This window comes from Streptococcus cristatus (genome assembly GCF_003943505.1).
Classification (GTDB): Bacteria; Bacillota; Bacilli; order Lactobacillales; family Streptococcaceae; genus Streptococcus; species Streptococcus cristatus_E.
This window is the reverse complement of record NZ_RJPS01000002.1, coordinates 160796-181754: the sequence shown is the minus strand read 5'-3', so window position 1 is coordinate 181754 and position 20959 is coordinate 160796. Positions and strand designations below refer to the sequence as shown.

The window sequence follows — 20959 nt, the reverse complement described above, 5'->3', positions numbered from 1 at the left end:
TTTTTCTCCTCTCTTTAGTCTGCGTAAATATCTTCAAATGCAGATTCAAGCGGCGGGAATGGGCTCTCTTCTGCAAACTTAACAGATGCTTCTACTGCTTCTTTGACTCCAGCTTGGATAGCTTCCAGCTCTTCCTCGCTTGCAATCTTGTTTTCCAGCAAGTAGTTACGAAGATTTTCGATTGGATCCTTCTTCTTCCATTCTTCCACTTCTTCACGAGTACGGTATTTACCTGGGTCAGAAGACGAGTGTCCCAACCAACGATAGGTCACACTCTCGATTAAGACAGGTCCTTTACCACTGCGAACATGCTCTACAGCTTTTTGGAATCCTTCATAGACATCCAGAACATTATTGCCATCTTCGATAAACATACCTGGAATGCCATAAGCTGCGCTGCGTTGATGGATATGTTCCACATTGGTCATTTTCTTGATATCCGCAGATATTCCATAACCGTTGTTAATACAATAGAAAATAACTGGAAGATTCCAGATAGAAGCCATGTTGACTGCTTCGTGGAAGACACCTTCATTAGTCGCACCGTCACCAAAGAAGCAGACAACAATCTTGCCTGTCTTTTTCATTTGCTGGGTCAGAGCTGCTCCGACAGCAATCCCCATACCGCCACCTACGATACCATTAGCACCAAGGTTTCCAGCATCCAGATCGGCAATATGCATAGAGCCGCCTTTTCCTTTACAAGTACCATTATACTTACCAAGGATTTCAGCCATCATACCATTCAGGTCAATGCCTTTGGCAATGGCTTGACCGTGTCCACGGTGATTAGAAGTGATTAAATCATCTGGATTCAAAGCTAACATTGCACCAACGTTTGCTGCTTCCTCACCAACTGAAAAGTGAGTCATGCCTGGAACTTTTCCTTTTTTTACAAGTTGCGCAATTTTCAAGTCCATGCGACGGATCTCTTCCATTTTACGGAACATCTCTAGTAAGAGAGATTTATCTAAGGTTGCCATTTCTTTGCCTTTCTAAAACCCCATTCAATCGTATGTACAGGCAGCTGCAACTGTTTAAGTTGTACTAGGATATTATGAATATCCTGAGAGTTCTAACTGTCCTATCATTCCGAATAATACAGGGTATAAGCATTATTTATTTCCCCTCTATTCTAGCGAATATTGAAAGCACTGTCAAAGTTTTTGCTCAAATTTTTTCACAAAGAAAAAATCAGCATATCGCATGGATACGCTGATTGATGAAATAAAAATAACAATTTCACAAACTACCATTCTTCATTTTTTTGAATGATTCAAAACTATATTCTCATTATATTTTTGAAACACTTATTCATCGTTATAAAGAAGCTTGGCTACTATAAAANATNATTCTGCNTTCTTTCCAAAGTCAGCAATCATTTCTTCCATCTGCTCTCGACTTGGAGTGGTCAGCATGTAAAGGTAGTCACCTTGCAACTCTGCGAAGGCCGCTGGCATATCTTTTTTGACTTTAAAGTTATCACGATATTTCTCTAACAACTCCGCCTCTGAATAGGTATAATGTGAGCTTGCGCGACGAGATGTTGCCAAGCAGAATAACGGCTCCATGTCTGACTCAGGGAAGGGCTCACCCACCACAATATTCGCGTATCCACGATAGAGGTCAATCGAATGAGCATAGTTATAAACATCGATGGTAAAGCCGCCTGCTGGACGATTATTGTATTCGATAGCTATATAATCATCGTCTTGACGGAAAAACTCGATATGGAAAAAGCGCTCTTTCATGCCAAATGCTTGGACAATAGCCTCGCCATAAGCACGAAGTTTTGGATCCATCTCCTTGAGGACATAGTAAGAATTATCCATTTTATAAAGCATGAGGTCTAGCGGTGTATAGGCGTAGTCAAAAGTCGTTGAAAAGACTATATTTCCCTCTGAATCAATCAGGCCATCAAACGTACAAATCTCACTAGAAGTCACAAATTTTTCAAAGAAATAGACGGTTTCCTGATCCCACTCAGCCTTGAAATGCTCAACATCTGCAGCTGTTTCAATTTTAAACGTGGCTGCAGCTCCTACCCCATTGTCTGGCTTGGCAATCAGAGGCAGACCGATTTTTTTGACAGCTTGATCCACATCCGATAGTTTTCTGACAACCTGACCTGGAACGACTGGCACACCAGCTTTCTGGAAGAGTTTCTTCATTTCAGACTTGAATTTAGTCTTTTTCAGGTCATTTGGCTTAGCTCCAAAAACGTTAAATTGTTCCCGCAATTGGGCATCTTGCTCCAGCCAGTATTCATTGTGGGATTCGATGCGGTCAATCGGTCCATGTTTGTAGAAAAGGAAGGCTACCGCACGTTTCACTTCGTCCAGATTTTCCAAATTGTCAACACGGAAATACTCGGTCAAGGCGTTCTGGAGGCTTGGACCTAACTGCTCATAGGGCTCCTGTCCGATACCAAGCACTGTAATGCCCTTGTTAGCCAGCTCAATGGTAAACTGCTGGAAATTTTCTGGATAATAAGGTGAAATAACAATATAATTCATAGTAAGACTTCCTTTCTACTTAACATTTTAGAGGTTTAACTGGCTCAAGAAATAAGGCATCTGCTTGCGCCACCAAATCCAATCATGAGACACATCATGTCCCCATTCAGCAAACCAGGCTGGGATATTTTTGTGTTCGCAGGCTTCTTTCAGTGTGTAAAATGAAGGAAGGCCATCCTGCTCCCAGTCGCCCAAACCGGTACAAACGATAATATCAGCCTGGCGATAACGGTCAATAAACCAACCATCATTTTGGTTCCAGATGTAGTCAGCTGGTGAGTTTTGATAAATGGCTTCGTCGTTCAAATTGTCACCAACAAAGAAGCGTGCGTCATAGACACCACTGAGAGCAATCACTTTATTGAAAACATCTGGATGCTGGAGGAAGAAATTGACAGCATGATAAGCGCCCATAGAGCAGCCTGTCGTCATCATTGGATCAAACCAGCCTGTCTTGTGTTTGATAAAAGGAATCGCCTCTTCAATAACATAACGCTCATAAGCACGGTGCATCTCAGCGCGGTCATGGGGATGTTTCCAGTCCGCCAGCCAGCTTTCGCTATCTACGCTGCTCAAGGTAAAAAATTGCACCTTTCCTGTCTCGATGAACCAAGAGCAGGCTTCAATCATGCCGAAGTCAGCATATTCATTGTGAGACCCGCCTGACGAGGCAAATACTACCACTGGAATGCCATCATGACCGTAACGATTGACATACATTTCACGGTTCAAATGACCGCTCCAATGACTTAAAAATTCTATATGCATTTCTTTTCTCCTTTTAGCTTCTTTTCTTACCACTTTTCACTGATAAAGCGGAAACAGTCAGGTAGATTTTCCGCCCAGTCCACTTCATTGTGAATCGCTCCAGATTGGATTTTGATGTGCAGATTGTCCAGCTCCACACCAGCAGCAATCAGCTGGCGGTAATAACTGAGCGAAGAATCAATATAGGCTTGTTTGATATTGCCTGCCATGAGGGTCTTATCTGTATCATCAGCTTCCTCTGTTCCAACATAGATGAAAACTCGCTGGTCTGGATGCAACTTCTGACGCTCTATGTAACGGTCAAAAGCTTCTTGGTGGAGCCAGTTGGCCGATGAAAAAACACCTAGACAGCCGACCTGATCCTGATATTCAATGCCGATAAATTGGGTAATATTGCCCCCCAATGAAGAACCAATCATAGCCGTATGTTGGCGATCAGCCTTAGTCCGATAATTTTCATCAATAAAAGGTTTGACGACATCCATGACAAACTCTGCGTACTCTGTGCCCTTGCCGCCAAACTGGACACCAGGAATATTGGACTCCTGAAACTTCCAAGCGGAATACTCATCCATCCGTCGTGGTCCATCATTGTCAATTGCTACGACTATCATTTTTTCAATATCAGGATTACGCTTGATTGTTGGAATCACTTTCCAAGAATGTCCACTGAAAGACTCCTTGCTATAGAGGACATTTTGTCCATCGTGAAAATAGACGACGGGATAGGTCTTTTTAGTATCTTGTTCATAATTTTTAGGGAGCAGCACTCGCACGCGCCGTTTTTGTTTGGTGTAAGGAACCACCAACTCATGAGTTTTCATATCAAGATAGAAATAGGATTTATTCATTTTCAGAAAACTTTCTATTTTCAAAATTTTTATTTATTATAACACAAATTAAGCAAAAAAGTTAGGAATTTCCTAACTTTTTAATGATTTTTATTAGATAATGATAGAAAATAGATTATTTATCCAAATAAGGCTGTAAATCCTTCAAGGCGCGTTCAGCAATCTTCTCATAGCGCTCTTTCTTATCACGAATCCGAGGGCCATCTAGCTCTTTGATAATACCGAAATTGACATTCATCGGTTGGAAGTGCTTGCTATCAGCGTGAGTGATATAATGCGGCAGACTGCCGATTGCTGTTGTTTCTGGAAAAACAAGTGCTTCTTCTCCCTTGAAGAGTCGAGCGGCATTGATACCAGCAACTAGACCAGAAGCTGCTGATTCGACATATCCTTCGACACCCGTCATTTGCCCTGCAAAGAAAAGGTTTGTCTGTCTCTTAGAGCGGAAAGTCTGCTCTAGCAGATTTGGAGAGTCCATATAGGAGTTACGGTGCATGACACCATAGCGGACAAATTCTGCATTTTCAAGGCCAGGAATCATCTGAAAGACTCGTTTTTGCTCGCCCCATTTGAGATGAGTTTGGAAACCGACAATATTGTAAAGACTGCCCGCTGCATTGTCCTGACGAAGCTGCACCACAGCGTATGGAGTCTTATATTCACCATCCCGAGGACCTTGGTAATCATCTGGATATTCCAAGCCAACCGGCTTCATCGGTCCATAAAGCATGGTTTTAATGCCTCGCTTAGCCATAACTTCAATAGGCATGCAGCCTTCAAAGTATTTTTCCTTCTCAAAGGAATTAAGCGGTGCTTCCTCCGCATTGACCAAAGCCTCATGGAAATCCATAAATTCTTGCTTGGTCATGGGTGCGTTGAGATAGGCTGCTTCTCCCTTATCATAGCGGGATTTGAGATAGACCTTGGTCATATCAATAGTATTGACATCAACAATCGGCGCTGCTGCGTCGTAGAAATAAAAACCGTCGCCTCCATTGAGCGCGTGGATTTTTTCTGCCAAAGCATCGCTAGTCAGCGGACCTGTCGCAATGACTGTAATGGCATCTTCTGGAATTTCGGTGATTTCCTCGCGCATGACTTCAATCAGTGGATGATTGGATACTAGCTCAGTCACCATCTGAGAAAATCCTTCTCTATCAACCGCTAGAGCGCCACCAGCCGGCACCCGAGTCGCTTCTGCAGCTCTTAAAATGACCGAGTCCAACCGCCGCATTTCTTCCTTGAGGAGGCCAACTGCATTGGTCAGCGCATCTCCTCTTAGAGAGTTAGAGCAGACCAATTCTGCAAAGTCAGAAGTTTTGTGTTGAGGCGTCGACTTGACACCTCGCATTTCATAAAGTTTGACGGGAATTCCACGCTTAGCGATCTGGTAAGCCGCTTCGCTGCCAGCAAGACCAGCACCGATAACATTGATATAGGATGATGACATGATACTCTCCCTTGGATATTTCTAGTTTTTCACTCTGATCATTATAACAAAAAGAAAGTAAAAAAGACAGACAGGAGAATTCCTGAATGTCTCTTATTCTATCATTTTTTCCAAATAAGCAATCTTAGCAAAATCTTTATGATTGTTATTATCATTTCGGTAAGAATCTTGGGAAGAGGCACGGTAGATCTCCAGAAATTGCTCTGGAGTCGGAAGTAGAAACTGAACACCTTCAACTTCTTTTCGAGTCAGCTCCACTATTGGTACACCTGAAAAAGCCTCCAAGGTTTCCATGACACCAAACTCAATAGATAGATCTTCTTTTTGAAATTCATGCTCGTGCAAATCGACCAAGCGATAGCCCAAGCGCTCCATCATGGGTTCAATCTTATCAATATCATAAATTCGCTCTTCATCTGGTGCTTCCCAACCACGTTCATCACCGTGAACATGAATATCAATATCCCGCGCCTGCCAGTCCTGTCCAGTAACCTGCTCCAGTCCCAGAGAGCCCATCAGCAGTGGAACAATTCCCATCTTGTTCAGCTGAGACGCGATTTTAAGAAACTCTGTAAATTTATCTGTCATAAAGGTACCTACCTTTTATAAAAAATTTACTGAACTAACTATTTCACTTTTTCTTCTTGGTAGTCGCCATTGCTGCAGACCACTTGCTTACCGCCGCCACGAACTTTCTTTTCAACTAGATAGTGGTCACATTTTGGACAGTTCCGACCGACTGGCTTGTCCCAAGATGTGAAATCACAGTCTGGATAACGATCACAGCCATAGAAAATGCGATTTCGCTTAGTCTTACGCTCGATAACTTGACCTTTTTGGCACTGTGGGCAGGTCACGCCGATTTCCTTGACAATAGCTTGGGTGTGACGACAATCTGGGAAATTGCTGCAGGCATAGAACTTGCCAAATCGACCCAACTTGATGACCATTGGACTGCCACAGACCTCACAATCAAAACCAGCCGGTTCATCCTTAATTTGGATTTTTTCCATTTCAGACTCAGCTTTAGCCACTTCCTTTTCAAAAGGCTTGTAAAACTCGTCAATAACCTTCTGCCACTGCTCTTTGCCAACTTCTACATCATCCAGTTTTGCTTCCATTTCGGCTGTGAATTTCACATTTACGATGCCTGGGAAGAATTCGACAATCAGCGCATTGACAATCTCACCTAATTCCGTTGGCTCAAAACGCTTGGAAACCAATTTGACATAATAACGTTTCTGAATGGTCTCAATGGTCGGTGCATAGGTAGATGGACGACCAACGCCATTTTCTTCCAAAGTCTTGATGAGCGTTGCTTCAGAATAGCGAGCAGGTGGCTGCGTAAAGTGCTGTTCTGGATTGGTATTGACACGCTTGACGGTATCACCCTTTTCCATATCTGGCAGCATTTTATTCTTGTCAGAGTCATTATAGATAGCCAGATATCCATCAAACTTGACCTGACTACCATTAGCTGCAAATTGGACACCGTTTTGCTCTAATTTGACATTCATAGTATCAAAGATCGCTGCTGTCATTTGGCTGGCTACAAAACGGTTCCAAATCAGCGTATAAAGCTTAAGCTGATCCTTATCCAGATATTTTGCAATGCTTTCTGGTGTATTGAAGACACTGGAAGGGCGAATGGCCTCGTGAGCATCTTGAGCTCCTGAAGCATTTTTTACCTTACTGCCATGTTTAGAATATTTAGCACCAAATTTATCCGTAATAAAGCTTGCCGCTTCATTCTGCGCTACTGGGCTGATACGAGTCGAGTCGGTACGCATATAGGTAATGAGACCTTGTACACCAGAGCCGATATTAATACCTTCATAAAGCTGCTGAGCTACCATCATAGTCTTACGAGTCCGGAAATTAATCTTGTTAGCGGCATCCTGCTGCATAGAGGAAGTCGTGTAGGGCAGCGGAGCATTGCGTCGACGCTCTTTCTTTTCAACGCTGTCGACTGTAAAGTCATCTCCCTTAAGATGAGACAAGACTTCTTTGACATCGTCGTTATTGGTCAGCTTCATCTTCTTACCATTCATACCATAAAAGCTAGCTTGGAATTGACGAGTCCCTTTCTTGAAGGTTCCGTCAATTGTCCAATATTCTTCTGGTTTGAAGACATTAATTTCATTTTCCCGATCGATAATCAGCTTGAGGGCGACAGACTGCACCCGACCAGCTGACAGTCCTTTTTTGACTTTCTTCCAAAGAATAGGTGAAATGGAATAACCAACCAAGCGGTCCAGAACCCGACGAGCCTGCTGAGCATTGACCAAATCCATATCAATCTGACGCGGCTCTTTAAAAGCATTCTTGACCGCATCCTTGGTGATTTCATTGAAGACGACACGGTTTTTCTCTTTCTCATCTAGATTGAGAATGTGGGCCAAATGCCAAGAAATAGCTTCTCCTTCGCGGTCCGGGTCACTTGCCAGAAAGACTTGCTTAGCTTTCTTGGCTTCCTTTTTCAGGTCATTAATCAAAGGACCCTTACCCCGAATATTGATGTATTGCGGCTCATAGTTGTTCTCAAAATCGATGGACATGGTAGACTTTTTCAGGTCACGAATATGCCCGACACTGGCCAAAACCTTATAGTTTCGTCCAAGATATTTTTCTATTGTTTTTGCCTTGGCAGGCGACTCTACGATGACAAGATTCTTCTTGACCGCAGACTTTTTCTTTGTTTTTGTTACCAAATTAGACACCTTCTATAAGAAATAAATCTCATAGAGTGTAAACTATTTTTTGATAGATGTCAACTCGTAACTATTTCTATAGGAAAACTTGTTTTAGAATTGGAACTCAGACAAGACGTCAGAGCCTGATGTGATGCACTTTGCACCCTCTTGGATCAAATGATGACAACCGTCAGATTTTCCATCCAAAATAGCCCCTGGAATGGCAAAGACATCCCGCCCCTCTTCCATTGCCCGCTCACAAGTAATCAGACTGCCTGAGCGCATCTTGGCTTCCGCCACAATGACTCCTCGACAGAGACCAGCGATGATACGATTTCGCTCTGGAAAATGAAATTTCAAGGGTTGCTCACCCGGCCCATACTCCGTCAGCAATAAATGATTTTTGCCAATATAAGCCTGCAGTTTTTGATTGGCCTTGGGATAGAAGACATCTAGCCCCGTCCCAATGACAGCAATAGTTTGGCCACCATTTTGCAGGGCAGCCATGTGGGACACGGTATCAATCCCACGAGCCAGCCCGCTGACGATAACCAGCTCATTATTCAACTCCTTAATGATTTTCTGCACAGCAGCATTGCCCTGCTTACTACTGTCTCGACTACCGACAATGGCTATCTTAGGCATTTCTAGCAAATTTAAATTTCCTTGATAAAATAGCAAAGTCGGTGCATCGTAAATTTCACATAAGTCCCAAGGATACACATCATCCAAGATTGAAAAAGACGGAAAACGTTCAAACTCTTCTTTCAAAGCTGGTAAATCAAGTCGCTTGTACTTTTCCATAAAGAGTGCGGGATTGCGGCACTCAGAGACGACGGCCTTATCTCGCAAAGATAGCTCTCCCTCTTTATTTTCTGCATATCTCAAAATATTTAAGACCTGTTGATTGGTTAAGCCAGCTTTTTTCATTTTATAAATTTCAAAATTATTCATTCTTATCACCTCACTTTCTTATTCGTAAAAAAGTTCAAAAAAAGAGGCTGGGACAAAAGTCCTAGCCTCTCAATTGTCTTTGGATTGTCGAGCAAGACGCAGTGGTTGAGTGGGCTCTACTACGCTGATTTCATCAGCTTTTATAGCCCTACTCAACTGTGCGGAGGTGGGACGACGAAATCGAATTCTAACGAATTACCGATTTCTATCCCACTCACTGTTTCTTATTCGATTAATTATTGAGAAAATGGTTGAGTTCTTCTATTCTTTATGAACAGGAATTTCTTTAATAATCTTAGCAGGATTGCCGGCTAGGACTACATTATCGCCGAATGATTTAGTCACAACTGCACCTGCTCCGACTACCACATTATCTCCTAGAGTCACTCCTGGCAGAATGGTTACACCACCGCCAGCCCAGAAATTGTCACCAATCTTAATGGGTGCCCCGTATTCAATGCCGGAATTTCTTTCCACTGGGTCAAGCGGATGTAGCGGCGTCAGAAACTGGCAATTGGGACCCAGCATGGCATTCTTTCCAATGGTAATAGGACAGACATCCAGCATAGTCAGGTTCCAGTTAGAACAAAAATTTTCTCCTAAATGAATGTTAATTCCGTAGTCGCAAACCAAATCTGGCTTCATAGCAAGATTATTTCCCGTACTGCCAAACCATTCCTTGATAATGGCCGTACGCTTGTCACTGTCTTGCTCGTGGTTGAAACGATATTGAAATTCTTTGGAGCGGGCTCTAATTTTTCTTAAATCTTCATCTTGTGGTCGGTAAATCTCTCCAGCAATCATTTTTTCGTATTCGCTTCGCATGGCATCCTCCTTTTCATGCTTATTCACACATTGATTTTACGGGTTCAAATGTCTTGCGATGAATCGGAGTTACGCCGTGTCGCTCTAATCCCTGCAAATGACTCTTAGTGCCATAACCAGCATTCTGAGCAAAGTCATAGCCTGGATAAATCTGGTCAAAATCCGCCATCATCTTGTCCCTCGTCACCTTGGCTACGATAGAAGCCGCAGCGATGGACAAGGAATTGGCATCGCCCTTAATAATGGACTGCTGAGGCAAGGGTAAGTCTAACTTCATCGCATCAATCAAGAGGCAATCCGGCTTTATCTTGAGCTGGGCCACAGCTTCTGCCATGGCTAGCTTGGTTGCTTCATAGATATTGACTCGGTCAATCATTTGATTGTCCATAATGCCCAAACCAACGGCTAAGGCCTGATCTAGCACCGCTTGATAAATTTCCTCATGCTTTTTCTTGGGAATCTTTTTACTGTCATTCAGACCTTTGATTTTGCAGTTAGGAGGCAGAATGACTGCTGCTGCGACTACTGGACCAGCTAAGGGACCTCGTCCGACTTCATCAATGCCAGCAAGGGCTTGGAATCCTTGACTGTAGAGTTCTTTTTCATAGCGCAGCATAAACTCCAGACGCAGGTCTTCATCTAGCTCTGCTTGGATTTCTTTTTGGCGCTTGAGTAAGAGTTTTTGAACACCGCTCCGCTCATCCTGCTTTAAAGCCTGAAAAAGCGGGTCCTGCAAGTCAGATACTTGAGCCAACTGCTCTTGGATTTCCTTAATCGTGGCCATCCAATTCCTCCAATGTATCCAGTGTATAGCGACCTAAACGGCCATCACGCACTTCCTTGACAAAGAGACTGTAAAAACGATCGTAGTCCTCTCTGAAGCCTAATTTCTGGGTCATATCCATAATCATCTCTGGCGCTTCCAGCTCTAAATCCAGCTGCTTAAAACGCTCCTGCAGTGCCTTAGGATAATGCTCTTTGAAATAATTGAGTCCGAAAATAGTAACTTCATCCATTGGCAGCAAATTGTCCTTGATAGCACCCGTCAAAGCGAGTTTTAATGCCACCATTTCATCTTCAAATTTTGGCCAAAGAATCCCCGGTGTATCTAGAATTTCCAAATCCTTATTGGACTTGAGCCACTGCTGACCTTTGGTGACCCCTGGTTTATTGCCGACTATAGCGATCTTCTTACCAGCCAGCCTGTTCATCAGCGTTGACTTTCCAGCATTGGGAATCCCGATAATCATGGTCCGCAGAGTCTCGATTTGAATTCCTCTTTCCCGCTGGCGAGCTAGTTTATCAGCCATTAATTTCTTAGCTGCTTCGGTCACTTTTTTGACTGCAGATTGCTCCTTAGAGTTAATAGCCAAGGTTTTGATTCCCTGACTTTCAAAATAGGCTTGCCATTCCTTGGTTAAGTTTGGATCCGCTAGGTCGGCCTTGTTTAAAATCAATAACTTGGGCTTGTCCCCAACAATTTTAGTCAACATAGGATTTTGACTGGATAGAGGCAACCTCGCATCCACCAAAATCGTCACAAAATCTACAAATTTAATACTTTCTTGAACCTGTCTCCGAGCCTTGGACATGTGCCCTGGAAACCATTGAATCGTTGCCATTAAAAACCTCTTTCTTACAATCTTCTAGTATCTCATTATACCAAAAAAATAGAGAATAAAATAGTAAAATCGCTCCCTCAAACTGTCAGAAGCGATTCTCTATTCTTATAAAAATGACGGTTTACGATCTTGTTTATCTGTGAATGGAACTCGTGGTTCACGGATTCTAGTCACATAATCAACAAACTTCTCGCCAGTCTGATCAAACTCAGCAACTGCGAAAAATTGATCGTGGTAAAAGAAAAACTTATAGTGGTTTTCAAAAGCTTCTTTGAGCCATTTGTCTTTGGCAACGATTGAGCGCATTGGATAATCATCTACCGCAGCAACCCATAGAGGTTTGCGATGAGCATGAGTCAGCACCAAGTCAGCCATATGAATCATGGTTTCCTCGCCCTGTTTCAGTAAGATGATGCTGTGACCATTACTATGACCGCCTGTATGAACCATTTGAATTTCTGGAATAACGTTCAGATATTCAGTAAAGGTTTCAACTTGATCTTGGATTGGCTCCCAATTTTCCTTCAGATAAGTTCCCCTTGTCCGACTATTAGGATTTCGCATTTCGTACCATTCCACCTCATTTACAAAAATCTTTGCATTTGGGAATTTTGAAACAAGCTGATTGTTTTCATCTAGTCTAGTCAAACCGCCAGAGTGATCATGGTGCATGTGCGTCATTAAAATATGGGAAATATCTTCTGTTTTTAATCCCAAGAGAGCCAAGCTTTCTTCAACACGGCTCTCAGAAAGAATACCGAGATTGCGACGTTGTTTATCAGAAAGCTTAGCCGTATCAAAACTCGCATCAATTAAATAATTCTGCCCCTTGTATTGAATCAAAATCGGATCTGTTAGTTCAGCCATCATATTTTCTTCTGTTGTTGGATAATAACGTGACCAAACAACCTTTGGTACCGGGCCAAACAAGGTGCCTGCATCTGTGAGCTTATCCGCTCCACGCAACCAAGTCAGCTTCATTTCCCCAAACTGATACTCTTGTAATTTGAGTTCTGTCATCTTTTACTCCTTTAACCATCTCTCTGCGATTTCTTTTCTGATCGAATTTCCTGACCGTCCATAATTTTCAATAATTTCAGCATCTTTAAAATAGCGTTTGATATTCACATGATCAAATTTTTGTAGAGGCCCGATAAGACGGAGAATTTCATCTGTAACCTCTAGCGCTACCTTAGTCATATATAGCTTTATCCGTGCAACAAACTTGGAATCTTCTTCTATTTGATTAGGATAGGATGAGAAATAAGCATCTGCAGCACAAATTTTATTGTACAGATCTGCGAACTTGTACTGATGCAACTCAACATCCATCAGTCGCTTGCCGAATCCTCTTTTTACACGTGCAAACTCAAGACCCTTATGAAAAGCACCTTCGGCAACTCCTAAAGCAACCGCACTCAAGCCAAGTTGCATATTCTTTATGATATCATTAAATTGCTCATTTCCAGCCAAGACTCCGCCTAATAAGGCAGTTTCAGGCAGGTTTACCTTGTCCAAGGTAACAGAACTTAGTGGAAGTCCTAGTAAACCTTGCTTTTCTATCTGCTCACCAATGAGCACACCCGAAGCATTCGTCTCCACAATGAAGAAGCCGTAAGAATCAGGCTTTCCAGCCTCTCTTACTTTAGCTAATACCAAGAGAATGTCCGCAATGCTGCTATTTGACACCTTAGCTTTTTCTCCCGAAAGTTGCCAACCTGTCTCTGTCTTAATCGCATAGGTCTCCAAATCTGCTAAACTATTTAGATGCTTAGACTCAGAAAATCCAAGACCTGCTTTACAAGTTCCCTTTACCAACTTGTCCAGATAACGCTCTTTCTGTTGCCCCGTACCAAACTTCAAAATCGGATAAACACCATAACAACCTTGGGTCAGCAATATAGTTGAAAGAGCTGGAAACTCATTCGAAATCATTCGAATAGAGCTGATAAAATCAGAAGCCAAAGCCTGATCGCCTTCTGACAAAATCGGTGAAAAAATATCCAAATCCGTCGTCATTACTTCCCAAATCTCCTGAGGAAAGTCGACTGACTCATCATGATTTTTCATGTAGTCTCTAATGGCTGTATTTACATATGAACTCAATGCTGCTGTTTTGGTACTGGACTTCATCATCAATTCTCCCCCCTATGGATGTGGCTCAGAAAGAGGCTGATAATAACCTTTTAAAAGCTCTTCATATACGTATGCTTCTACCTCATTGTAGCTTGCTTTATAAGGCCGGCAGAACCAAATATTGAAAGGCACCGGGTCCTTAAAGCGCACAACCTTGAATTTATTCTTATCGACAAAATATTCTAAAGGACGAGGTAACAGTGCAATCATATCGTTTTGATAAGTTGACTCTATCAAGAAATCCCATGTCGATGATAAATAGGCAAAATTTGCTTTTATCTTTTTACTCTTTAATTTTTCAGTGATTAAATCGTAGGTTGTAAATGATTTATTAAAGGTCGCTAAACCGTACTGAGCTATATCTTTCCACTCCAATAATTCTTTGTCCGCCAAGGGATGATTCTTATCCATATAGGCCACGTATTCATCAACTTGGATGATATACTGTTCATATTTCTTGGGATCTAAGTTGGTAGGTTCAATCACTACCGCAAAATTCAGATCGCCCGCAACCAGCTTTTGGCGCAATTCATTACTTCCATCCTCAGTAACTTGAATGTTAACTTGCGGATTGTCTTGTAAAAATTTTGGTAAAATACTAGAAAAATATACACGTAAAATCAATGATGGAATGCCCAAGTTAAAGGTGCCTTTTTGTTTGAGGGCTTCCATATGAATCATTGATTGCATCTCTTCATGCCGGTTGACAATCTCTGTGGCAAAGCGGTAAATCTTACCACCAGCTTCCGTCAGACTCTCTAATCTTCCATTTCTGCGATTGAAGAGCTGGACTCCTTCCGTTGATTCAAAATTTGTGACAAACTGACTCAAGGCTGACTGGCTGATATGAATTTTCTTAGCTGCGATAGAAAGATTGCATCCACATTCGACGATATTGATAAAGTAAGTCATTTGAATTATATCCACTTTTCGTCTCCCATCTTTCAAATTTCACGAGGTAATTTGCCATAAATAAAACAGCAACTGGCCCTCGAAACCATGATGACCAGTTGCTAGTATTCTGATTAAAAACTAATCATCACTCAAGTTGTCATAAACACATAGTAACACACTTTCAGATAAAGAGGAGATTAATTGCTTACTAACTTTATTATATTGACATCGTTTTCAAGTCTTCTGAAACAATTACTTCTCCTGCTGTCTTTTCAAGAACTTCCTCTAGGGTAACACCGGGAGCAAGCTCTTTCAAGAGGAACTTACCATCTTGGAAACCAAAGACAGCCAACTCTGTAATGACTAAATCAAGAACTCCTTTAGCAGAAAGTGGCAAAGTGCACTCTGGCAAGAGTTTAGATTCACCGTCTGAAGTAGTATGCTGGATTGCACCGATAACACGTTTCGCTCCAACCAACAAGTCCATCGCTCCACCCATTCCTGGTGCAAACTTACCTGGAATAATCCAGTTAGCGATACTACCATCTTGACTTACTTCCAAAGCTCCTAGCACGGTCGCATCAACGTGTCCACCACGGATGATCGCGAAGGAAGTCTGCAAGTCAAACAATGCTGCTCCAGGTAAGAGAGTGATTGGCGCTCCTCCAGAGTTTGCTAAGTTTGGATTGTAAGTATCTTTCGTTGGTGTTTCACCAAAGCGAAGCGCTCCATTTTCAGCCTGAAGAATAACGTTTACTCCCTCAGGAATATAGTCAGCAGATGCGTTTGGAATACCAAATCCTAGATTGACAACATCTCCATCTTTAAATTCTTGTGCAACACGTCTTGCAATAATTTCTTTTGCTTTCATATTAGTTCACCCCCGCCAATTTTTTAGTCTCAGTCCAAAGATCACCCATCATCTTATGGTGTTCTTCTGGAGTCAAGCTTTGGACGACATAGTCAACAAGGATGCCCGGAATATAAATATCATTCGGATGAATTTCGCCAGCTTCAACAATTTCATTCGCTTCAACGATAACAGTATCTGCTGCGAGAGCTAATTGCAAGGAAATGTTTTTGGTAGTGCCATCGATATACAAGTTGCCGTATTTGTCAGCTTTAGTCGCTTTGATTAAGGCAACATCAATTTTAAGTGGATCATAGACCAAGTATTCACGGCCATTACGCTCTACTTTTTCATAATCTTTTTCTAAGATTGTTCCGACTCCTGTCGGGGTCAAGACAGCTCCTAAGCCAGCTCCAGCTGCATGGAGACGCTCGACAACAGTTCCCATCGGTGTAAATTCGACTTCCATCTTCTTTTCAAAATACTCACGTTGAGCTGCTGCAGATGTTCCTACGTGGGCTGCAATATATTTTTTCACTTGGTGATTTTCACAAAGTCGTCCAACCCCAACTTCTTTACCAGGATGAGATGTTACCACCGATACCAAAGTCAAGTCTTGCTGGTTTTGTTTTACTAATTCTTCAATCAATTCAAAAGGTTCACCGACACCGAGGAATCCAGAAATTCCAACGATATCACCCGATTTGACCTTAGAAATAGCGTCTGATAATGATACAACTGATTTCATGCTGATACCTCCTCTTTTACTTACGATTGAAAACAGCTTTGCGTTTTTCAACAAAAGCACGCATTCCTTCTAGTTTGTCTTCTGTAGAGAAGAGCAAGGCTTCTGCTTCTGTTTCCAGACGGATTGCATTTTTAAGAGGAAGTTCCGCACCAACTTGGATGACATGTTTTGCTTTTTCAACAGCTAACGGTGCATTCTTCATGATGGCTGCGGCTAATTCTTCAGCTGAAGACAACAATTCTTCAGCAGGAACCAGTTTGTTAAGAATACCTAAGTCATAGGCTTCTTGACCTTTCACTGTACGAGCAGTGAAGATAAGCTCTTTGGCACGGCTAGTTCCAATCAAGCGAGACATCCGCTGAGTACCGGCAAATCCTGGAATAATACCCAAGCCAACTTCTGGGAAGCCAACCACTGTTTTTTCAAATCCAATACGGATATCTGTTGAAAGTGCTAGCTCCATACCACCACCGAGTGCATAACCATTGATGACTGCAATCGTTGGTTGGCGTAAATCTGAAAGGCGAGTAAATGTATCATTTGCAAATGTCATGTATTCAAAGGCTTGAATAGGTGACATTAAATCCATTTCCTTGATATCTGCTCCGGCGACGAATGCTTTTTCTCCTGCTCCAGTTACGATGACAACGCGAATTTCCTCGCTTTTCTCAACTTGATCAAGAACTTCATTCAAATCAGCCAAAACTTGAGAACTCAAGGCGTTCAAAGCTTCAGGACGGTTGATAGTGATATATCCAATCCCGTTTTTAACTTCTAATAAAACAGTTTTACTCATTTTTATGCTCCTACTTATAAAATTGAATGACTAAGTATGCTGTCAACAAATACTTAAACTACAAATGTAAGAGCTTACATTCTTATGATATACCATTTCTCACACTTCGTCTACTTAATCATCATTTATACATCGATAAGCTAAGCTTATAGTTTTGATGTTCAAATTAATTTTTCGGAAAATAAAACAAGCCCTATCAAGGCTTGTTTGCAAAAAACAGCTCATCGATAGGACTTGTTTATATAGTAGAAGCAAATGGAAAACTTCAAAAATGAACTAGATTCTAGCGTTCTACGATGACCGCTGTACCCATACCGCCACCGATACAAAGGGTAGCAAGGCCACGTTTAACATCACGTTTTTGCATTTCGTGCAAAAGTGTTACCAAAATACGGCAGCCTGAAGCACCGATTGGGTGACCAAGAGCAATCGCACCACCATTTACATTGACTTTTTCAGGATCAAGATTCAGTTCTTTACCAACGGCACATGCTTGCGCTGCAAATGCTTCATTGGATTCAACCAAATCTAAATCTTCCACTGTAAATCCGCCTTTTTCAAGGGCTTTGCGAGATGCGTAAATCGGGCCACAACCCATAATTTTTGGATCTAGTCCAGCGCTTGCGTAAGATTTGATCGTTGCCAAAACTGGAACGCCCAATTCTTTAGCCTTATCAGCACTCATAACAACTACTGCTGCCGCACCGTCGTTAATACCTGAAGCATTACCAGCAGTTACAGTACCATCTTTTTTGAACACTGGACGCAATTTACCCAAACCTTCAAGTGAAGCGTCTTTTCTTGGGAATTCATCTGTATCAAATACGATAGGATCGCCTTTACGTTGCGGAATTTCAACAGGAACAATTTCTTCTTTGAAACGACCAGCTTCGATCGCTGCAACTGCACGTTTTTGAGATTGCACAGCAAAGTTATCTTGGTCTTCACGTGTAATGCCATATTGTTCAGCAACGTTTTCAGCTGTAATTCCCATATGGAAGGATTCAAAGGCATCTGTCAAGCCATCGCGGAGCATAGTGTCTACTACTTGAGAGTCTCCCATACGAGCGCCCCAACGTTGGTTTTGAAGGACATAAGGAGCTTGGCTCATGTTTTCAGCCCCACCGGCTACAACGATATCAGCATCACCACACAATACAGCTTGAGCCGCCAATTGAACTGCTTTCAAACCAGAGCCACAAACTTTGTTAATAGTGAAAGCTGGAGAAGCTACTGGGACGCCTGCGTTAACACTCATTTGACGAGCTACGTTTTGACCAAGACCTGCACCCAGAACATTCCCCATGATAACTTCATCAACTTGTTCGGGTTTCAAATTTGCTCGTTCAATAGCACTTTTAATAACCAAACTACCTAGATCAACAGCCGAAACATTTTTTAAAGTTCCACCAAAAGAACCTAAAGGTGTGCGGACTGCTGCTACAATAACTGCTTCTTTCATTTCTCGCTCCTTATATCTTAGTATTTAAAGAATCCTTCTTTAGTCTTGCGACCAAGCTTACCAGCTTCAACCATCTTCTTCAGAAGTGGAGCAGGACGATACTTAGGATCTCCAAATCCATTGTTTAATACTCCCATGATAGCCAAGCAGACATCAAGTCCGATCAAGTCAGCCAATGCCAATGGGCCAATTGGGTGATTAGCACCTAGTTTCATTGCTTCGTCAATTTCTTCTGCTGAAGCAATTCCTTCTCCTAAGATGAAAATAGCCTCATTGATCATTGGAATCAAGACACGGTTCACAACAAAACCATAAGAATCTTTCACATCTACAGCTGTTTTACCGATTTTTTCAGTCAATTCACGAACAGCTTTCACAACTTCATCTGATGTTTGAAGCGCACGAATAACTTCAACCAACTTCATAACTGGTGCTGGGTTGAAGAAGTGCATACCAATAACGCGTTCCTGGTGAACTGTCGCAGCCGCAATATCAGTAATAGATAGAGATGAAGTGTTTGAAGCCAAAATAGTTTGAGGATCAGTCAACTCATCCAACTGTTTAAAGATGCTCAATTTGATGTCGCGATTCTCAGTGGCAGCTTCAATAACTAATTGAGCATGTTTAGCATCTTCATAAGATGTAGAAGGAATTAGATTTGCCAAAATGCTGTCTTTATCTTCTGCTGACAAACGACCTTTTTCAACAGAACGAGACAATTGCTTAGCGATACCATCTAGTCCTCTTTGAACAAACTCTTCCTTGATATCATTGAGATAAACTGTGAAACCTGATTGAGCAAAGACTTGTGCAATACCGCTTCCCATTTGACCTGATCCAATGATCATCACTTTTGAAATACTCATTTTTTTCTCCTATTTACTATCAAAATATAAACTTCAAAAAGAAAGAATCGGAACGATTACTAGCAGTTGCTGAGCAATCGTTCCAAATTCATTATTATACAAATGCTCCAATACCAGTAATTTCACGGCCTACGATCAAAGCATTCACTTCATGAGAACCTTCATAGGTGTAGATTGCTTCAGCATCTGCAAAGAAGCGAGCTACATCAGTTTCAAGAGTGATTCCGTTACCACCACATGTTTCACGTGCAAGTGCAACTGTTTCGCGCATTACCAATGAGTTGTGCATCTTAGCAAGTGCAGAGTTCAGCATCAATTCGTTACCTGCTTCTTGCATTTCTGCAATACGAGCTGAATATGAAAGTACTGCCACTGCGTTAGCTTGCATTCTAGCTAATTTTTCTTGTACGATTTGGAATGCAGCAATTGGACGTTTGAATTGTTGACGATCTTTAGCATACTTAAGGGCTGCTACGTATGAACCACAAGTGATAGCAGTTGCAATGTGAGCAACGTCAGCACGAGTGAATGTCAAGATACGAGCTACATCGCCAAATCCATTGATGTTTACCAAACGGTCTGAATCTGGAACTTCAACGTTCTTCATAGTAATGTGGCCATTACGTACGCAACGAAGAGCAGTTTTGTGAGGGATTGGTTCTGCATGATAGCCAGGAGCACCTTTACGAACGATGAAACATTTCACTTTCCCATCTTCAACGTCACGAGCGAATACTGGAACAACATCAGCTGTATCTGATCCACCGATCCAACGTTTTTCTCCATTCAAGATCCATTTATCGCCAACACGCTCAGCTGTTGTTGCAAGCCCTCCAGCAATGTCAGAACCTGACAATGGCTCAGTCAAAGCGAAACATCCTTGCCAGTCAAATGCAGCTAACTTAGGAAGGAACTCTTTTTGTTGACGCTCGTCACCACCAAGCAAGACTGTGTTGTAGCAAAGTCCACCATGAACTGTGAAGAAAGTCGCTATAGACGCATCGAAACGGCCTAATTCCAAATACAAGAATGCAATGTAAAGTTCTGATGGTTTGTAGTTGCCTTCGCGTCCTTCGAACAATTTAGGGTTGTTCATGATTTGAGCGCCTTTAGCAACTGCATAGAATTCTTCAAATGGGAAATCAGGTGCTTCCCAATATTCATTAATGACTGGACGAAGATGTTTTTCAATCAAACGACGAGTTTCTTGCAATACTTCCGCTTCTCCCAATGTCAAGCCATCGGCATAGTGGAAAAGATCCTCAGGGTATAGTTCACGTAAAATTTCTTCTTTAGTTGCCATTTTATTGACTCCTTTTGTATAGTTTTTATTTGCAATAATAGCGCTTTCATTTTGCAGCTCAGTATTTGTTGACGCTTTCATTTTATATCTAATATGTTATGATGTCTACTTAAGAAAGATTAATAAGACCATAAGTTTAGATTATACATATTGATTTTACTGGCTTTGAAAGGTCTTTTTCTAATAAAAACTAGGAAAAATCTTTGAATACGGTTACAAATCCTA

20 protein-coding genes are annotated in these 20959 nt (G+C 41.9%); all 20 read right to left on the bottom strand.

What is annotated here, in order from left to right; translation table 11 throughout:
- Positions 1–14: 14 nt before the first annotated feature.
- Positions 15–983, bottom strand: a complete 969-nt coding sequence (locus tag D8792_RS03015) for a thiamine pyrophosphate-dependent dehydrogenase E1 component subunit alpha (protein ID WP_125372827.1) — start codon at positions 981–983, stop codon at positions 15–17.
- Between the two features lie 327 nt (positions 984–1310).
- On the bottom strand, positions 1311–2516 hold the full coding sequence (locus D8792_RS03010; protein ID WP_125372826.1) for an ATP-grasp domain-containing protein: 1206 nt from the start codon (positions 2514–2516) through the stop codon (positions 1311–1313).
- 27 nt (positions 2517–2543) lie between these two features.
- Positions 2544–3284, bottom strand: coding sequence for an esterase family protein (locus tag D8792_RS03005; protein WP_125372825.1), 741 nt, complete (start codon positions 3282–3284; stop codon positions 2544–2546).
- Between the two features lie 26 nt (positions 3285–3310).
- Positions 3311–4135: an alpha/beta hydrolase gene (locus tag D8792_RS03000; RefSeq protein WP_062123128.1), complete on the bottom strand. Its 825-nt coding sequence runs from the start codon at positions 4133–4135 to the stop codon at positions 3311–3313.
- Positions 4136–4250: 115 nt separating this feature from the next.
- A complete protein-coding gene (gene trmFO / locus D8792_RS02995; protein WP_125372824.1) occupies positions 4251–5585 on the bottom strand; it encodes a methylenetetrahydrofolate--tRNA-(uracil(54)-C(5))-methyltransferase (FADH(2)-oxidizing) TrmFO in 1335 nt (444 codons plus the stop codon).
- Between the two features lie 93 nt (positions 5586–5678).
- Positions 5679–6173 carry a phosphoribosylanthranilate isomerase gene (locus D8792_RS02990; protein ID WP_125372823.1) on the bottom strand — a complete coding sequence of 165 codons (495 nt, stop codon included), beginning with the start codon at positions 6171–6173 and terminating at the stop codon, positions 5679–5681.
- Positions 6174–6211: 38 nt separating this feature from the next.
- Entirely contained in the window at positions 6212–8305 is a 2094-nt protein-coding gene (gene topA, locus D8792_RS02985) for a type I DNA topoisomerase (protein ID WP_125372822.1), read from the bottom strand.
- 84 nt (positions 8306–8389) lie between these two features.
- Positions 8390–9232, bottom strand: a complete 843-nt coding sequence (dprA, locus tag D8792_RS02980; protein ID WP_125372821.1) for a DNA-processing protein DprA — start codon at positions 9230–9232, stop codon at positions 8390–8392.
- A gap of 261 nt (positions 9233–9493) precedes the next feature.
- Positions 9494–10057 carry a sugar O-acetyltransferase gene (locus D8792_RS02975; RefSeq protein ID WP_125372820.1) on the bottom strand — a complete coding sequence of 188 codons (564 nt, stop codon included), beginning with the start codon at positions 10055–10057 and terminating at the stop codon, positions 9494–9496.
- 19 nt (positions 10058–10076) lie between these two features.
- Positions 10077–10841 carry a ribonuclease HII gene (rnhB, locus tag D8792_RS02970; protein ID WP_125372819.1) on the bottom strand — a complete coding sequence of 255 codons (765 nt, stop codon included), beginning with the start codon at positions 10839–10841 and terminating at the stop codon, positions 10077–10079.
- The gene (gene ylqF, locus D8792_RS02965; protein ID WP_125372818.1) at positions 10828–11679 is read right to left on the bottom strand and encodes a ribosome biogenesis GTPase YlqF; all 852 of its coding nucleotides are present in this window, start codon (positions 11677–11679) and stop codon (positions 10828–10830) included. Before ylqF ends, rnhB begins: the two co-directional genes overlap by 14 nt.
- A 105-nt stretch (positions 11680–11784) precedes the next feature.
- Entirely contained in the window at positions 11785–12699 is a 915-nt protein-coding gene (locus tag D8792_RS02960) for an MBL fold metallo-hydrolase (RefSeq protein WP_125372817.1), read from the bottom strand.
- 3 nt (positions 12700–12702) lie between these two features.
- Complete coding sequence (locus tag D8792_RS02955; RefSeq protein WP_125372816.1) at positions 12703–13815, bottom strand: acyl-CoA dehydrogenase family protein; 1113 nt, start codon at positions 13813–13815, stop codon at positions 12703–12705.
- Positions 13816–13827: 12 nt separating this feature from the next.
- Positions 13828–14742, bottom strand: coding sequence for a LysR family transcriptional regulator (locus D8792_RS02950; protein WP_185758388.1), 915 nt, complete (start codon positions 14740–14742; stop codon positions 13828–13830).
- A gap of 184 nt (positions 14743–14926) precedes the next feature.
- Positions 14927–15580, bottom strand: a complete 654-nt coding sequence (locus D8792_RS02945; RefSeq protein ID WP_061422823.1) for a 3-oxoacid CoA-transferase subunit B — start codon at positions 15578–15580, stop codon at positions 14927–14929.
- Between the two features lies 1 nt (position 15581).
- A complete protein-coding gene (locus tag D8792_RS02940) occupies positions 15582–16307 on the bottom strand; it encodes a CoA transferase subunit A (RefSeq protein WP_005590349.1) in 726 nt (241 codons plus the stop codon).
- Positions 16308–16323: 16 nt separating this feature from the next.
- Positions 16324–17103, bottom strand: a complete 780-nt coding sequence (locus D8792_RS02935) for an enoyl-CoA hydratase/isomerase family protein (RefSeq protein ID WP_005590351.1) — start codon at positions 17101–17103, stop codon at positions 16324–16326.
- Positions 17104–17386: 283 nt separating this feature from the next.
- A complete protein-coding gene (locus tag D8792_RS02930; RefSeq protein ID WP_125372814.1) occupies positions 17387–18565 on the bottom strand; it encodes an acetyl-CoA C-acetyltransferase in 1179 nt (392 codons plus the stop codon).
- A gap of 17 nt (positions 18566–18582) precedes the next feature.
- Entirely contained in the window at positions 18583–19431 is an 849-nt protein-coding gene (locus D8792_RS02925; RefSeq protein WP_125372813.1) for a 3-hydroxybutyryl-CoA dehydrogenase, read from the bottom strand.
- Positions 19432–19525: 94 nt separating this feature from the next.
- Positions 19526–20734 (bottom strand): acyl-CoA dehydrogenase FadE, encoded by a 1209-nt coding sequence (fadE, locus tag D8792_RS02920; protein ID WP_005590354.1) that lies wholly within the window; start codon positions 20732–20734, stop codon positions 19526–19528.
- Positions 20735–20959 lie beyond the last annotated feature (225 nt).

What these genes read in the sequence shown, in the direction of transcription:
- D8792_RS03015 (WP_125372827.1), bottom strand. Translation starts at nt 983, where the DNA reads ATGGCAACCTTAGATAAATCTCTCTTACTAGAGATGTTCCGTAAAATG.
- D8792_RS03005 (WP_125372825.1), bottom strand. Translation starts at nt 3,284, where the DNA reads ATGCATATAGAATTTTTAAGTCATTGGAGCGGTCATTTGAACCGTGAA.
- D8792_RS03000 (WP_062123128.1), bottom strand. Translation starts at nt 4,135, where the DNA reads ATGAATAAATCCTATTTCTATCTTGATATGAAAACTCATGAGTTGGTG.
- trmFO (WP_125372824.1), bottom strand. Translation starts at nt 5,585, where the DNA reads ATGTCATCATCCTATATCAATGTTATCGGTGCTGGTCTTGCTGGCAGC.
- D8792_RS02990 (WP_125372823.1), bottom strand. Translation starts at nt 6,173, where the DNA reads ATGACAGATAAATTTACAGAGTTTCTTAAAATCGCGTCTCAGCTGAAC.
- dprA (WP_125372821.1), bottom strand. Translation starts at nt 9,232, where the DNA reads ATGAATAATTTTGAAATTTATAAAATGAAAAAAGCTGGCTTAACCAAT.
- D8792_RS02975 (WP_125372820.1), bottom strand. Translation starts at nt 10,057, where the DNA reads ATGCGAAGCGAATACGAAAAAATGATTGCTGGAGAGATTTACCGACCA.
- rnhB (WP_125372819.1), bottom strand. Translation starts at nt 10,841, where the DNA reads ATGGCCACGATTAAGGAAATCCAAGAGCAGTTGGCTCAAGTATCTGAC.
- ylqF (WP_125372818.1), bottom strand. Translation starts at nt 11,679, where the DNA reads ATGGCAACGATTCAATGGTTTCCAGGGCACATGTCCAAGGCTCGGAGA.
- D8792_RS02960 (WP_125372817.1), bottom strand. Translation starts at nt 12,699, where the DNA reads ATGACAGAACTCAAATTACAAGAGTATCAGTTTGGGGAAATGAAGCTG.
- D8792_RS02955 (WP_125372816.1), bottom strand. Translation starts at nt 13,815, where the DNA reads ATGATGAAGTCCAGTACCAAAACAGCAGCATTGAGTTCATATGTAAAT.
- D8792_RS02945 (WP_061422823.1), bottom strand. Translation starts at nt 15,580, where the DNA reads ATGAAAGCAAAAGAAATTATTGCAAGACGTGTTGCACAAGAATTTAAA.
- D8792_RS02940 (WP_005590349.1), bottom strand. Translation starts at nt 16,307, where the DNA reads ATGAAATCAGTTGTATCATTATCAGACGCTATTTCTAAGGTCAAATCG.
- D8792_RS02935 (WP_005590351.1), bottom strand. Translation starts at nt 17,103, where the DNA reads ATGAGTAAAACTGTTTTATTAGAAGTTAAAAACGGGATTGGATATATC.
- D8792_RS02930 (WP_125372814.1), bottom strand. Translation starts at nt 18,565, where the DNA reads ATGAAAGAAGCAGTTATTGTAGCAGCAGTCCGCACACCTTTAGGTTCT.
- D8792_RS02925 (WP_125372813.1), bottom strand. Translation starts at nt 19,431, where the DNA reads ATGAGTATTTCAAAAGTGATGATCATTGGATCAGGTCAAATGGGAAGC.
- fadE (WP_005590354.1), bottom strand. Translation starts at nt 20,734, where the DNA reads ATGGCAACTAAAGAAGAAATTTTACGTGAACTATACCCTGAGGATCTT.